Genomic DNA, 14,275 nt, shown 5'->3' on the forward strand with positions numbered 1-14,275 from the left:
TCGGTCCTATGAAGCGACAGGAATTCACGCGTCGGCGCCACGTCGACCTCGCGCGCGTCTCCAGCGCGACCTGTTGCCGTCGGGCCTGAACGAGCCCGGAAGCAGCCTTCCCGGGAGCAGCCGCCTCGCCCCTTGATCGGGCGCGGCCTCCAGGCGTCCCTTCCTCACACCACATCTCCGGGCATTCCGCTGCCGTGACCCCGACGGGTCCGGTCCTCCGCGGCTGACATTCCTTGTCCCCGCCGTCCGTACGGCGGCGCGGGGTGGCGGCCGCTGATCCGTCCTGCCCGCATGCCCCGCCCCGGGGTCCGCTTGCCATGCCCCGCACCACCCGGAGTTCCTGATGGCCCATGTGATCACCAGCGAGGCGGAGGCGATCGCCGTCGCCGCCGATCTGGCCGACATCTTCGCCCGCGCGTCCGCGCGGCGCGACGCCGAGCGCATCCTCCCGTACGCCGAACTCGACCAGCTCTCCCAGTCGGGGCTGCTGGGTATCACCGTGCCCCGCGCCCACGGCGGCGCCGAGGCCGGTGCCCGCACTCTCGGCGAGGTCATCCGCCTGCTGTCGGCCGCCGACGCGAGCATCGGGCAGATCCCGCAGAACCACTTCTTCTTCGTTGAGGTGCTGAAGGAGAACGGGACGGCCGGGCAGCGCGACTTCTTCTACGCCGAACTGCTGGCCGGGCGCAGGTTCGGCAACGCCCTCGCTGAGAAGGGCACCAAGCACGCCCTGGAGTTCGCCACCCGGCTCGTCCCGGACCCCGCCAGCGGCGGCTTCCGGCTGACCGGCGTCAAGCACTACGCCACCGGTGCGCTGTACGCCCACTGGATCCCGGTCTTCGCCCTCGGCCCCGACGACCGCCTCACCGCCGTGTTCCTGCCGCACGACGCACCCGGCGTGACCGTCGTCGACGACTGGGACGGCATCGGCCAGCGCACCACCGCCAGCGGCACCGTACGGCTGAAGGACGTGTACGTCCCCGAGGACCGAGTGGTGCCGCATCACCTCACCTTCGAGCGGCCCGAAGTGTTCGGCGCCTTCGGCCAGTTCATCCACGCGGCCGTCGACACCGGCATCGCCCGCGCGGCGCTGGAAGAGGGCGGCCAGCTGATCCGTGACGTCGCCCGGCCCTGGGGGGAGTCAGGAGCCGACCGGGCGAGCGAGGAGCCGCTGGTGATCCAGAAGTTCGGCGAACTCGCCCTGCTCGTACGGGCCGCCGAGGCGCTGCTCGACCGGGCCGGGGCCGCCATCGACGCGGCCCGCCGCGCACCCGCCGACGAGCGGTCGGCCGCCGAGGCGTCGGTCGCGGTCACCGCCGCCCGCGCCCAGGCCGACACCGCGGCCGTCACCGTCTCCAGCGACATCTTCGCCCTCATCGGCACCCGGTCCGCGCTGCGCGGCGGCAACCTCGACCGGCACTGGCGCAACGCCCGCACCCACACGCTGCACGACCCACGCCGCTGGAAGATCCAGCACCTCGGGAACCACGCCCTCAACGGCGTCGACCCGCCCGCCAACGGCATCGTCTGAGGACTGAGGGACTGAGGAACCACACCCATGATCACACTCGCACCACCCACCACACACCACGAATGGGTCGCCACCGCCCGCGCGGTCGCCGCCGACCTCGCCACCGACGCCGTTGCCCGCGACCAGGCCAACCAGCCGCCCTTCGACGAGGCCGACCGCCTCCGCGAGGCCGGGCTGCTCACCCTCCTCATCCCCACCGAGCGCGGTGGCGGGGGAGCGGACTGGCGCACCGCCTACGCCGTCATCCGCGAGATCGCCGCCGCCGACGGCTCGATCGGCCAGCTCATCGGCTACCACTACCTCCTCTCCTGGAACGTCCGCTTCTTCGGCGGCGCCGCCCACACCAAGCGCGTCGAGCGCGCGGCGGCCGAGGGCCGGTGGCTGTGGGGCGGCGCCTTCAACCCCCGCGACCCCGATGTCGTCCTCACCCCGGACGGGGACGGATTCCGGCTCGACGGGCGCAAGAGCTTCGCCACCGGCGCCCGGGTCGCCGACCGGCTCGTGGTGGGGGCCACCCGTACGGACACCGGGGAGCCCCTGGTCGTCCTCGTCGACCCGGCGCACCCAGGGGTCGTACGCGACGACGACTGGGACAACTTCGGTCAGCGGCTCTCGGCCAGCGGCAGTGTGGAGTTCCACGCGGTGCCGGTCGCGGCCGGTGACATCCTCGGCTCCCTCTCCCAGGAGGACGGGGTGCTGTCTCCCTTCGCCACCCTGGTGACCCCGGCGATCCAGCTGGTGTTCGTCCACTTCTACCTCGGCATCGCCGAGGGAGCGCTGGCCGCCGCGGCCGACTACACCCGCACCACCACCCGGCCCTGGCCGCTGTCCGGAGTCGAGTCGGCCACCCAGGACCCGTACGTGCTCGCCACCTACGGCGAACTCGCCGTGGCCGCCCGTGGCGCCCGCGCCCTGGCCGACCAGGCCGCCGAGGCCGTCCAGAGCGGACTGGACCGAGGCCACGAGCTGACCGGCCACGAGCGCGGCGAGATCGCCGCCACCGTCGCCACCGCCAAGGTCGCCGCCACCAGGGCGGCCCTCGACATCACCGCCCGGATCCTCGAAGTCACCGGCGCCCGCGCCACCGCCACCGCGTACGGATTCGACCGGTTCTGGCGCAACGCCCGCACCCACACGCTGCACGACCCCGTCGCCTACAAGCTCCGCGAGGTCGGCGACCACTTCCTCAACGGCACCCACCCGCCGTTCACCCTGTACACGTAACACGCTCAGGAGAAATCCCCATGTCACCGCTCTCCCGCAGACAGCTCCTCCGTGCCACCACCGGCGCCGCCACCCTCGCCGCCGCCGGTCCCCTCCTCGCCGCCTGCGGGTCCGCGGAAGGCTCCAGTCTGGATCCGAACGCCAAGCCCGACCTGGACGGCGTCACCCTCAAAATCCTCGCCAACCAGCCCAACGCCCTCTCGTTCCAGTACCTCCAGAAACCCTTCGAGGAAGCCACCGGCGCCAAGCTCAAGGTCACACCGGTCCCGTACGACAAGCTCACCTCGAAGGCCATCCTCGACGTCCAGTCCGGGGCGGGCCAGTTCGACGTCTTCATGTACTGGTACGCCGCCGTCGGCACCCTCGCGCAGGGCGGTGTCATCGAGGACCTGACCGCCTACATCAAGGCCCACCAGGACATCGACGAGGCCGACTTCCTGCCCTCGCTCTACGACGCGTACACCCGCTACGACGGCAAGCGCTGGGGCCTGCCGTACGACGGGGACACCCACATCCTCTTCTACAACACCGAGATCTTCGAGCGGCACAAGGTCGAGCCCCCGAAGACCTGGGACGACTACAACGAGGCCGCGAAGAAGATCACCCGCGACGCCAAGGGCTCGTACTACGGCGCCATCATCGAGGCACAGCAGGTCCCGGTCATCCTCGGCTGCGCCTTCGCCAACCGCCTCGCCGGATACGGCGGCACCTTCCTGGACCAGGGCGCCTCCGGCCACCCCACCCTGGACACCCCCGAGGCGCTCGCCGCCGCCGAAGCCCTGTTCGCCGCCGCGCCCGACGCCCTGCCCACCCCCCTGCAGATCGGCTTCGACCAGGCGCTGCCCGCCTTCCTGGACGGCAAGGGCGCCATGCTGGACTTCTGGACCGACTTCGCCAAGCGCGCCGAGGACCCCAAACAGTCCAAGGTCGCCGGTAAGTGGGGCGTCACCACCCTGCCCGTCGGCGGCGACAACACCAAGCCGCGCACCTCGCTCGACGCGGGCTTCGGGCTCGCGGTCTCCACGGCGTCGAAGCAGAAGGAGGCCGCGGCCGCCTTCATCAAGTGGGCCACGGCGGCCAAGCAGAACCTCCTCGTGCTCGGCAAGAACGACGCGGGCGCGGACCCGATCCGCACCAGCACCCTCGAAGCCGACGCGTTCAAGAAGGCGTCCCCCGACTCGTACGACGTGGTCCGCACCGGACTGGCCGGGGACCCGCTCCCGTGGCCGACCGTGCCGAAGGCACCGCAGCTGCTGCAGAGCCTCGTCGACGAACTCGCCCTCGGACTCCAGGGCAAGCAGAGCGCGAAGACGGCACTGGAGAAGTCCCAGACGGCATGGGTCAAGCAGCTGAAGGGCGGCACGGGATGACCTCGCCCGCACCGCGTCCCGCGAGGGTGCGCCCGGCATCGAGCACCCGCGTGCCGGGCCTCCTCGCCCTGCCGTCCGTGCTCTTCCTGGTGGTCTTCGCCGGGTATCCGCTGGTCTATCTGCTCGGCCTGGCGTTCAGCAGCTCCACGCTCGCCCAGCCGCTCCAGCGGTGGACCGGGTTCGACAACTTCCGCACGGCGCTGGAGAGCGAGTCCTTCACCGGCTCGCTGTGGCGCTCCGCGCTCTTCGCGGTCGCCGCCGCCGCTGTGCAGCTGGCACTGGGCGTCGCGCTCGCGCTGCTGCTGCGCGCGCGGGCCCGGCGCCCCGGCACCCTCGGCGCCCTTCTGCTGCTGCCGATGGTCACCCCGCCCGTCATGGTCGGCGTCGCCTGGAAACGGCTGCTCGCCCCGGTCGGCGGCGCCCTCAACGGAGCCCTGCACGGCCTCGGGCTGCCCGGCGTCAACCCGCTCGGCGGCAGCACCAGCGCGTTCGTCACCCTGGTCATCATCGACACGTGGCAGTGGACGCCGTTCGTCATGCTGCTGACGTACGCCGCCCTGCTCGGCGTCCCCGACGAGCTGCGCGAGGCCGCAGCCCTGGACGGAGCCGGGCGCTGGCGGACCGTCCGCTCCGTGGTGCTGCCGTACATCGAGCCGACCCTGCTCTCCGTGCTGACGCTGAAGCTCGTGATCGGGTTCAAGGTGTTCGACATCGTCTACGTCGTCACCTCGGGCGGCCCCGGTTTCGCCACCACGACCAGCACGTACGACATCCAGCGCACCGCCCTGCAGGACTTCGACGTCGGCGGCGCCGCCGCCGCGACGGTGCTGTTCTCCCTGCTCATCGGCGTGGTCACCAGCGTTGTCGCGCTGCGCCGCACACGCCGTCAGGAGGTTGCCGTATGACCACGGCCCAACTCGACCGCGACACCGGGACATCGCGGCCGCCCCGCCCCGAACCGGCCCCTGCCGCGCCGCCACGCCAAGGCCGTCGCCGCGCCCGCCGCCGAGGGGCCCCGGCCACCGCGCTGCTGGTGCTCATCGCCGCCGCCACGATGATCCCGGTGCTGTACGTGGTCTCGCTGTCCGTGCGCTCCCGGGACGATGTGCTCAACGGCGGTCTGCTGCCCTCGCGTCTGTTCTGGCAGAACTGGCCCGACGCCTTCCACGCCCTCGGCCTCGGCCGCTACATCGCCAACTCCTGGGCGGTGGCCACCGGTTCCGTCGTCCTGACGCTGCTGATCGCGGTCCCGGGCGCCTACTTCACCGCGCGCGCCGGGCGGCGCGGGGCGCGGCTGGCCTCCGTGATCCTCTCCAGCTACTGCGCACCCCCGGTGGTGGCCATCCTCCCGCTCTTCTTCCTGCTGCGGGAACTGGGGCTGAACAACACCGTCACCGGCCTGGTACTCGTCGACGGGCTCGCCAATGTCCCCGTCGCCATCTGGCTGCTCGACGGGTTCGTCCGCGCGGTGCCCAGGGACATCGAGGAGGCGGCCTGGCTCGACGGGCTCGGCACCTGGGCCGCCCTGCGCCGCATCGTGCTGCCGCTCATCGGTCCCGGCGTCGCGGCCGCCGCGCTGATCTGCTTCTTCCTCAGCTACAACGAGTTCCTCTTCGCCCTCAGCTTCGCCCAGGACAGCGGTTCGCAGACCCTTCCGGTGGCGCTCTCGCTCTTCCAGGGCGACAAGTCGGTGCAGTTCGGCCAGCAGGCCGTCGTCTCCCTCATCGGCATCGCCCCCGTGTACGTCCTCGCCGTGGCAGCCCAGCGCCGACTGGTGTCCGGCCTGTCCGCTGGAGCCGTCAAATGACCCGCCCGCCCGTGCGCCGTATCCATCTGAACGCCTTCGACATGGCCTGCGTCGGCCATCAGTCGCCCGGGCTGTGGCGCCACCCCGACGACCAGGCCCACCGCTACACCGACCTCGCCTACTGGACCGACCTCGCCCGGCTGCTGGAGCGCGGCGGCTTCGACTCGCTCTTCATCGCCGATGTGCTCGGCGTGTACGACGTCTACCAGGGCTCGCGCGACGCCGCCGTCCGCCAGGGCGCGCAAATCCCGCTGTCGGACCCGCTGCCCGCCGTCTCGGCCATGGCGGCCGTCACCGAGCACCTGGGGTTCGGCGTCACCGTCTCGCTCACCTACGAGCAGCCCTACAAGCTCGCCCGCACCCTGACCACCCTGGACCACCTCACCAAGGGCCGGGTCGCCTGGAACGTCGTCACCTCCTACCTGGCCAGCGCGGCCAGCAACCTCGGGCTCGACCAGCAGATCGGCCACGATGAGCGGTACGAGATGGCCGAGGAGTTCCTGGAGGTCTGCTACAAGCTCTGGGAGTACTCCTGGGACGACGACGCGGTGGTCCGCGACCGCGAGCGCGGCGTCTACACCGAGCCCGGCCGCATCCGCGACATCGCCCACAAGGGCGAGCACTTCTCCGTCCCCGGGGTCTTCCTCAGCGAACCCTCCCCGCAGCGCACCCCGGTCATCTTCCAGGCGGGCGCCTCACCGTGCGGGCGGGCCTTCGCCGCCCGGCACGGTGAGGGCGTCTTCATCAACGCGGTCACCCCGCAGGCCACGCGCCGCGTCGTCGACGACATCCGGGCCAAGGCGGCGGCCGAGGGCCGGGACCCGTACAGCGTGAAGATCTACATCCTGCTGACCGCGATCACGGCAGCCACGGACGAGGAGGCGCGGGCCAAGTACGCCGACCTGATCTCGTACGCCTCGTACGAGGGCGCCCTCGCCCTCTACGGCGGCTGGAGCGGGCTGGACCTGTCCGAACTCGCCCCCGACGAGCCGCTGGAGTACGTCGACACCGATGCCGTCCGCTCGGCCCTGACGATCTTCTCCACCGCGGACCCCTCGCGTGAGTGGACCCCCGAACAGGTCGCCCACTACCTGGGCATCGGCGGTATCGGCCCGGTCGTCATCGGCTCGCCCGACACGGTCGCCGACGAACTCGAACGCTGGGTCGAGGAGGCCGATATCGACGGCTTCAACCTCGCGTACGCCATCACCCCCGGCACCTTCACCGACTTCGTCGACCTGGTCGTCCCCGAACTGCGGGCGCGTGGCCGCGTACCGCACACCTACGAGGGCGCGAGCCTGCGCGAGCGCGTGGGCCGCCAGGGGAGCGCCAGGGTCGCCACGGACCACCCCGCCGCCCGCCACCGCGAACGCGCCGCCCGAGAACGTCACGCATAAGCGGGGGCCGACGGTCCCCACCGGCCGATCAGGAAGGCACTTCATCCCGTGTCCGCATCATCCGCACACCCTTCGCCGCTTCCGCCGCTCCATCTCGCCGTCGCGCTCGACGGCGCGGGCTGGCACCCGGCCGCATGGCGCGAACCACAGGCCCGGCCCCGGGACCTGTTCACCGCCGCGTACTGGGCCGATCTCGTCACCGAGGCCGAACGCGGCCTGCTCGACTTCGTGACCTTCGAAGACGGGCTCACGCTCCAGTCCTCGCACCGCACCGAGCCCGACAACCGCACCGACCAGGTCCGCGGGCGGCTGGACGCGGTGCTCATCGCCGCCCGGGTCGCGCCACTGACCCGGCACATCGGGCTGGTGCCGACCATCGTCGCCACCCACACCGAGCCGTTCCACGCCTCCAAGGCGATCGCCACGCTGGACTACGTCAGCACCGGCCGCGCGGGACTGCGGATCCGGGTGTCCAGGCGACGGCACGAGGCGGACCACTTCGGCCGCCGCGACATTCCGCGCCTCGACCCCGAGAATCTGGACACTCCGGCAGTCCGGGAGCTGACCGCCGAACTCTTCGCCGAGGCCGCCGACTACGTCGAGGTGGTACGCCGTCTGTGGGACAGCTGGGAGGACGACGCGGAGATCCGCGACGTCGCCACCGGCCGCTTCATCGACCGCGACAAGCTGCACTACATCGACTTCGAGGGCGAACACTTCAGCGTCAAGGGCCCCTCGATCACCCCCAGGCCGCCGCAGGGACAGCCCGTCATCTCCGCGCTGGCACACCAGAGCGTGCCGTACCGGCTGGTGGGCCACTCCACCGACATCGGGTACATCACCCCCCACGACAGCGGCCAGGCCGAGGCCACCGTGGCCGAGATCCGCGCCGCACAGGCGGAGGCGGGGCGCGCGGACGAGCCCCTGCACATCTTCGGCGACCTGGTGGTGTTCCTGGACGACACACCCGGCGCGGCGGCCGCCCGCCGCGAGCGCCTGGACGGCCTCGGGGGCTCCCCGTACACCAGCGACGCGAAGGTATTCACCGGCACCCCCGGGCACCTTGCCGACCTGCTGCTGGAGTGGCAGCGCGCCGGACTCTCCGGCTTCCGGCTGCGCCCCGGCGTGATCGGCCACGACCTGGAGGCGATCACCCGGGGCCTGGTGCCCGAACTCCAGCGCCGTGGCGCCTTCCGCACGGCGTACGAGGCCGACACCCTGCGCGGGCTGCTGGGGCTCGCACGCCCCGCCAACCGCTACGCCACCGTCTGAGCAGCCGGAGGGACCACCGACCATGAGCAAGCCGCTCAAGCAGATCCATCTCGCCGCCCACTTCCCCGGCGTCAACAACACCACCGTGTGGAGTGACCCGGAGGCGGGCAGCCACATCGAGTTCAGCTCGTTCGCGCATTTCGCGCGCACCGCCGAACGCGCCAAGTTCGACTTCCTGTTCCTCGCCGAGGGGCTGCGCCTGCGCGAACAGGGCAGCCAGATATACGACTTGGACGTGGTGGGGCGGCCGGACACCTTCACCGTCCTGACCGCGCTGGCCGCCGTCACGGAACGGATCGGCCTGACCGGCACCATCAACTCCACCTTCAACGAGCCGTACGAGGTGGCCCGCCAGTTCGCCAGCCTCGACCATCTGTCGGGCGGCCGCGCCGCGTGGAACGTCGTCACCTCCTGGGACGCCTTCACCGGCGAGAACTTCCGCCGTGGCGGCTTCCTTCCGCAGGAGGAGCGCTATTCCCGGGCCAAGGAGTTCCTGGCCACCGCCACCGAACTCTTCGACTCCTGGCGTGGCGACGAGATCGTCGCCGACCAGGCATCCGGCACCTTCCTCGACGACGCGCGGGCCGGAGCCTTCGCCCACCAGGGACAGCACTTCGACATCGCCGGGCAATTCAACGTCCCGCGCAGCCCGCAGGGCCGTCCGGTGATCTTCCAGGCCGGTGACTCCGACGAAGGCCGGGAGTTCGCCGCGTCCAGTGCGGACGCGATCTTCGGCAGGCACGGCACCCTCAAGGAAGGGCAGGCGTTCTATGCGGACGTCAAAAGCCGCCTCGCCCGCCACGGCCGCACCCACGACCAGCTGCTGATCCTGCCAGCCGCCACCTTCGTCCTCGGCGACACCGACGCCGAGGCACAGGAGCTGGCCCACGAGGTGCGGCGCAAGCAGGTCAGCGGCGCCACCGCGATCAAGCATCTGGAGTTCGTCTGGAACCGCGACCTGTCCGCGTACGACCCGGACGGCCCGCTCCCCGACATCGACCCGGACCCCGGCGAGCACACCATCGCCCGTGGCCGCGCCCAGGTACGGAATTACCGCGACCCGCTGGCCATCGCCCGGGAGTGGCGGGAGCTGGCGGAGGCCAACAAGTGGTCGATCCGTGACCTCGTCATCGAGACCGGCAACCGCCAGACCTTCATCGGCTCCCCGGCCACGGTAGCCGAGACCATCAACTCCCTCGTCCAGAACGACGCCAGCGACGGCTTCATCCTCGTCCCCCACGTCACCCCGGGCGGACTGGACGGCTTCGCCGACACCGTCGTCCCCCTGCTGCAGGAGCGCGGCGTGTTCCGCACCGACTACGAGGGCACGACCCTGCGCGACCACCTCGGCCTGACCCACCCCGGCACCGAGGCGCACCAGGACCGGGCGGTCTCGTGAAGTTCCTGGCCATCACCCTCATCGTGCACGACGCGTTCACGCGGCGACGGCCTCGGCGTCGGCGGAACCCGGGCCGCTCAGCACGGCGGAGAACTGGTCGACGACCCGTTCGAGCCCTTCCCGCGCGGCGGGGTCCACCACGAGGCCCCCGTCGTCCCGCGTTTCGATGTGCTTGTCCAGCACGAACCAGCCCGGTGTGATGTGGCCCGCCCCCATGGAGGCGAGCACCGGACGCAGCCCGTAGTCGATGGCCAGCACATGGGCGGTGCTGCCGCCGGTCGCCAGCGGCAGCACCGTCTTGCCCTCCAGCGCGTACTGCGGCAGCAGGTCGAGCAGCGACTTCAGCAGCCCCGAGTACGCGGCCTTGTAGACCGGGGTGCCGATGACGACGGCGTCGGCCTGTGCGACGAGCTGGGTGGCGCGGACGATCTCCGGATGTCCGAAGTCCGCGTGCAGCAGGGCCTCGGCGGGAAGCGTGCGGACGTCCAGGGGGATCACCTGGTGCCCCTGTGCGGCGAGCCGGGCGTCCAGCCCGCGCAGGAGACGGCCGGTGCGGGAGGTTGCGGAGGGGCTTCCGGAGACGGACAGGACGGTGGACATGGACGGTCACCTCGAAATCGTCGGTACGCGGTACGGGGTAGGGGAAGCGGCGGCCGTGGGACGACGTCAGAGCGCCTTGCCCGGGTTGAGGATGCCGTGCGGGTCGAAGGCCGACTTGATGCGGCGCTGGAGCCGGTGCTGATCCGGTCCCAGCTCGTCGGCGAGCCAGCGTCGTTTGAGGGTGCCCACGCCGTGCTCGCCGGTGAGCGTGCCGCCGAGGCGCAGAGCGGCGCTGAAGATGTCGCCCGCGGCCTGCCAGGCGGCCTCCGGGATGCCGGGGAGGGCCGGGTCGAGGACGAGGATGGGGTGGAGGTTGCCGTCGGCGGCATGGGCGAAGGTGAAGATCCGCACCCCGTGGCGGTCGGCCGCGGCGTCGATCTCGCGTACGGCGGTGGCCAGCCGGTTCCGGGGTACGGCGATGTCCTCGATCAGGACCCGGCCCAGCCGCTCCAGCGAGGGCAGCGCGAGCCGCCGCGCGGCGAGCAGCCCGTCCGCCTCGGCCGGATCCGCGGTGACCTCGACCGACGTCGCCCGTTCGCGCAAGCACCGTACGGCCGCGTCGGCCTCGGCCGCCGCGCCCCGCCCATCGCACTGCAGGAGCAGCAACGCGCCCCCGCGCGACCGCAGATCCGTGCCCTGGGCGTCGTCCACCGCGCCCAGCACCGGGCCGTCGAGCAGCTCGGCCATGGCGGGCTCGATGCGGGCGGCGGTGAGCGCGGAAACGGCCTCGGCTCCTTCAGCGAATGTGGCGAAGTACGCGGCGACCGTGACCGTCTCCTCCGGCACCGGGCGCAGCCGCAGGGTGGCGGCGGTGATCACCCCGAGGGTGCCTTCGGAGCCGGTGAGCAGGCCGGTCAGGTCGTAGCCGGTGACGCCCTTGACCGTGCGCCGTCCGGTGCGCACCAGTGTCCCGTCCGCGAGCACTGCGTCAAGACCCAGCAGGGCGTCCCTGGTGACCCCGTACTTGGCACAGCGGAGCCCGCCCGCGTTGGTCGCGATGTTCCCGCCGATGGTCGAGATCGCCGCGCTCGCCGGATCGGGTGCGTAGCGCAGCCCGAACTCGCCTGCCGCGCGGTCCAGTTCGGCGGTGATGACACCAGGCTCGACGACGGCGATCTGCTCCTCGGGACTCAGCTCCAAAACACGGTTCATGCGTGACAGGTCGAGGACGACACTGCCCGCGCCCGCGCTCGCCCCTCCGGACAGCCCGGTGCCCGCCCCGCGCGGCACGACCGGTACCCGCAGGTCGTGGGCGTGGCGCAGCGCCGTCTGGACGTGCTCGACGCGCATGGCGTGGACGACCGCGAGCGGTACGCCGTCCGGCTGGCTGCCGGAGCGGTCGGTGGCGTACGGGCCGGTGGCCTCGGGCCCGGTGCCGAGCGCCTCGTCGGGCAGGTCGCGCCGCAGAGCCGTCAGCAGCGCGGCGGTGGCATCCGTATCCGTATCCGGATCGGACAGCGGGACGGTCATGTCGGCCTCTCACTTCGTGTGCCGAGCGCGGCCGCGCCGATGGCGAGCAGCGCCGTGTCTTCCTGCGGGGCGTGTACCGGGGCGCACTGCACGTCCCGGAAGTGGCGCTCCAGGGGGTTGTCGCGGGACAGCCCCGGATTCCCCAGTAGCCGCACCCCCAGGGCGACCGCCTCGGTGGCATGCCGGTCCGCCAGGACACGGGCGCCCAGCGCGTGTTCGGGGGAGTACGAGCCGTCGGCGCCGTCAACCCGCTCCGCACCCGTGAACACCAGCTGTTCGGCCGAGTCCAGCCGCAGCGCGATCTCACCGGCCACCCGCCGGAAGCGCTCGGTACGGGCCACCGGATGGCCGAGGTTGGCAGGGATCCGCTCGTGGGCGAAGCGGTGGACATAAACCTGGGCGGCCCGCGCCACGCCCAGGTAGAGGGCGGCGAGCGGCAGATGGAGAGCCGCGCCCGCGCGGTTGTCCTGCTCCGCCGCGGCGCCGTGCTCGGCCAGATCGATGACGTTGCCCTCGGCGATCTCGACGTCGTGCAGCGCGATGTCATGGCTTCCGCTGGCGCGCAGCCCCAGATGGTCCCAGCGGTGGGTGATCTCGATGCCGGGCGCGTGGCCTGGCACCACGAAGGTGCCGACCCGTGGCGTGGGCTCGTCCGTGGTGGCCCACACCAGCAGCCAGTCCAGCCCCTCCACCCCCGTCGCGAAGCGCTTGCGGCCGCTGAGCGACCAGCCGTCCGGGGTGCGCCGGGCCACCGTCGAGGGCAGCCCTCCCCGCGCGGGCGAGCCGAGTTCGGGCTCGACACGGATGTGGTTGAGCAGCACCGGCCGCGCGGCGGCCCCGGCCAGCACCTGCCCGTACAGCTCCTCCGGCCAGTGCGGCCGCACGGCCTGACGGCGGTGGACGGACAGGCTCATGGCGGCGATCAGCGCCACCGACGGATCACCTTCGCCGAGCGCGTGCAGGATGCGCGCGGTGTCCGCCACCCCGAGGGCGGGACCCCCGTACCGCTCGCCGACGGTGGCGGTGAGCAGCCCGGCCTCGTGCGCGGCGTGGATCCCCTCGGCCGGAAACACGCCGTCGCGGTCGTACGCGGCCGCGGTGGTGGCGAGCCGTCGCGTCACGGAGGACAGCGAGGACAGATCCGGGACGGGAAACGAAAAGTCGGTGGTCATGAGGCGAGCGCCTTCCGAAGCCGCGCGCTCAGCCGGTCGCTCCAGAATTCGCCCACGTTCAGCTTCCGCTTCACCGCGCCGAGGTCACCGAAGGCGTCGGCGACCTTCTGCTCGGAGGCGGTGGCCCCGGCGCTCACCGGCCGGATCCCGGTCTCGCGCTGGGCCTCTCCCACCGTGAACTCCTCCAGCGCCTGATCCACCGGCTGGTGGGTGGCGGCGGCCATGAGCTTCGCGTACTCCTTCTGGCGCCCGTCGCGCACATAGGCGAACGCCTTGTCGATACGGGCCAGCAGATCCGCCAGCGCCTTGCGCTCGGCCGCGCCGCCGAGCGTGTCGTCCGAGGCCGTCCACAGGAAGTTGCCGGAGAGGACGTCCTTGCCGGAACCGATGGTGCGGGCGCCCCGCTGATGGGCGGTGATGACCGCGTTGCCGTATCCGGCGAACGCGTCGATGGAACCGCCGTTCAACGCGGCGATCCCCTTGTCGGGATCGAGCGGGGCGGCCTCGATGTCGTCCCAGCCAAGCCCGGCCCGCTTCAGCAGTTCGTAGAGGAAATAGTGGGCGGTGGTGTTCTTGACGTAGCCGACCTTCTTGCCCCGCAGCTGCGACATCGAGGTGATCGGGGACCCCTTGGGGGCCACGACCTCCTGGTTGAGGGTGTTGCCGCGCCGCACGGCGACGACCTTGAAGTTCGGCTTTCCGTCGGCCGCCGCGAAGACCGGCGGGATCTCGCTGGAACTCGCCACGTCCAGCGCCCCGGCGCGCACCGCCTCCAACTGCCGGTCGCCGCCCTGGAACAGGCTCCACCGCACCTGGTACGGAGTGTCGTCCAGGTGCGCGAACTTCAGCAGGGCCTCTTCCTCCTTCCAGCCGGTCGCCCCGACCCGGAGGGTGACGGAAGAGCCCTTCCCGCCCGCTCCCGAGGAGCTGCCACAGGCGCTCAGCGCACCGGCGGTCAGCGCCACGACGGCGGCGAGAGCGGTACGGGCGCGGGCGCGCCGGGAACGGGAGCGGGCCAGTGGCCTGGACATCC

Annotated in this window: 13 protein-coding genes; 9 read left to right on the top strand and 4 right to left on the bottom strand. The window is 71.9% G+C overall.

Annotation, left to right across the window (positions count from 1 at the left end; genetic code table 11):
* Positions 1–8: 8 nt before the first annotated feature.
* The 9 genes from ACWC5C_RS22010 to ACWC5C_RS22050 all read left to right on the top strand — a co-directional run bounded on the left by ACWC5C_RS22010 (position 9) and on the right by ACWC5C_RS22050 (position 10,000).
* The gene (locus tag ACWC5C_RS22010) at positions 9–89 is read left to right on the top strand and encodes a putative leader peptide (RefSeq protein WP_450877860.1); all 81 of its coding nucleotides are present in this window, start codon (positions 9–11) and stop codon (positions 87–89) included.
* 254 nt (positions 90–343) lie between these two features.
* A complete protein-coding gene (locus ACWC5C_RS22015) occupies positions 344–1,531 on the top strand; it encodes an SfnB family sulfur acquisition oxidoreductase (RefSeq protein ID WP_450877693.1) in 1,188 nt (395 codons plus the stop codon).
* 27 nt (positions 1,532–1,558) lie between these two features.
* On the top strand, positions 1,559–2,755 hold the full coding sequence (locus ACWC5C_RS22020; protein WP_450877695.1) for an acyl-CoA dehydrogenase family protein: 1,197 nt from the start codon (positions 1,559–1,561) through the stop codon (positions 2,753–2,755).
* 20 nt (positions 2,756–2,775) lie between these two features.
* On the top strand, positions 2,776–4,125 hold the full coding sequence (locus ACWC5C_RS22025; protein WP_450877697.1) for an ABC transporter substrate-binding protein: 1,350 nt from the start codon (positions 2,776–2,778) through the stop codon (positions 4,123–4,125).
* Positions 4,126–4,175: 50 nt separating this feature from the next.
* On the top strand, positions 4,176–5,030 hold the full coding sequence (locus ACWC5C_RS22030; RefSeq protein ID WP_450877699.1) for a carbohydrate ABC transporter permease: 855 nt from the start codon (positions 4,176–4,178) through the stop codon (positions 5,028–5,030).
* Positions 5,027–5,932, top strand: a complete 906-nt coding sequence (locus ACWC5C_RS22035) for a carbohydrate ABC transporter permease (RefSeq protein ID WP_450877701.1) — start codon at positions 5,027–5,029, stop codon at positions 5,930–5,932. The genes ACWC5C_RS22030 and ACWC5C_RS22035 overlap by 4 nt, the downstream gene beginning before the upstream one ends.
* Complete coding sequence (locus ACWC5C_RS22040; protein ID WP_450877703.1) at positions 5,929–7,329, top strand: LLM class flavin-dependent oxidoreductase; 1,401 nt, start codon at positions 5,929–5,931, stop codon at positions 7,327–7,329. Before ACWC5C_RS22035 ends, ACWC5C_RS22040 begins: the two co-directional genes overlap by 4 nt.
* Positions 7,330–7,377: 48 nt before the next feature.
* The gene (locus tag ACWC5C_RS22045) at positions 7,378–8,601 is read left to right on the top strand and encodes an LLM class flavin-dependent oxidoreductase (protein ID WP_450877705.1); all 1,224 of its coding nucleotides are present in this window, start codon (positions 7,378–7,380) and stop codon (positions 8,599–8,601) included.
* A 22-nt stretch (positions 8,602–8,623) separates the two neighbouring features.
* The gene (locus ACWC5C_RS22050; RefSeq protein WP_450877707.1) at positions 8,624–10,000 is read left to right on the top strand and encodes an NtaA/DmoA family FMN-dependent monooxygenase; all 1,377 of its coding nucleotides are present in this window, start codon (positions 8,624–8,626) and stop codon (positions 9,998–10,000) included.
* A 36-nt stretch (positions 10,001–10,036) separates the two neighbouring features.
* On the opposite strand, the gene ssuE is transcribed toward ACWC5C_RS22050, so the two are convergent.
* From ssuE to ACWC5C_RS22070, 4 genes are all read right to left on the bottom strand, one after another.
* Entirely contained in the window at positions 10,037–10,600 is a 564-nt protein-coding gene (gene ssuE / locus ACWC5C_RS22055; RefSeq protein ID WP_450877709.1) for an NADPH-dependent FMN reductase, read from the bottom strand.
* A 66-nt stretch (positions 10,601–10,666) separates the two neighbouring features.
* The gene (locus ACWC5C_RS22060) at positions 10,667–12,070 is read right to left on the bottom strand and encodes an FAD-binding oxidoreductase (RefSeq protein WP_450877710.1); all 1,404 of its coding nucleotides are present in this window, start codon (positions 12,068–12,070) and stop codon (positions 10,667–10,669) included.
* The gene (locus ACWC5C_RS22065) at positions 12,067–13,242 is read right to left on the bottom strand and encodes an acyl-CoA dehydrogenase family protein (RefSeq protein WP_450877711.1); all 1,176 of its coding nucleotides are present in this window, start codon (positions 13,240–13,242) and stop codon (positions 12,067–12,069) included. The genes ACWC5C_RS22060 and ACWC5C_RS22065 overlap by 4 nt, the downstream gene beginning before the upstream one ends.
* Positions 13,239–14,273, bottom strand: coding sequence for an ABC transporter substrate-binding protein (locus tag ACWC5C_RS22070; RefSeq protein WP_450877713.1), 1,035 nt, complete (start codon positions 14,271–14,273; stop codon positions 13,239–13,241). The genes ACWC5C_RS22065 and ACWC5C_RS22070 overlap by 4 nt, the downstream gene beginning before the upstream one ends.
* Positions 14,274–14,275: the final 2 nt, after the last annotated feature.

It is taken from the genome of Streptomyces sp. NPDC001700 (assembly GCF_053596435.1).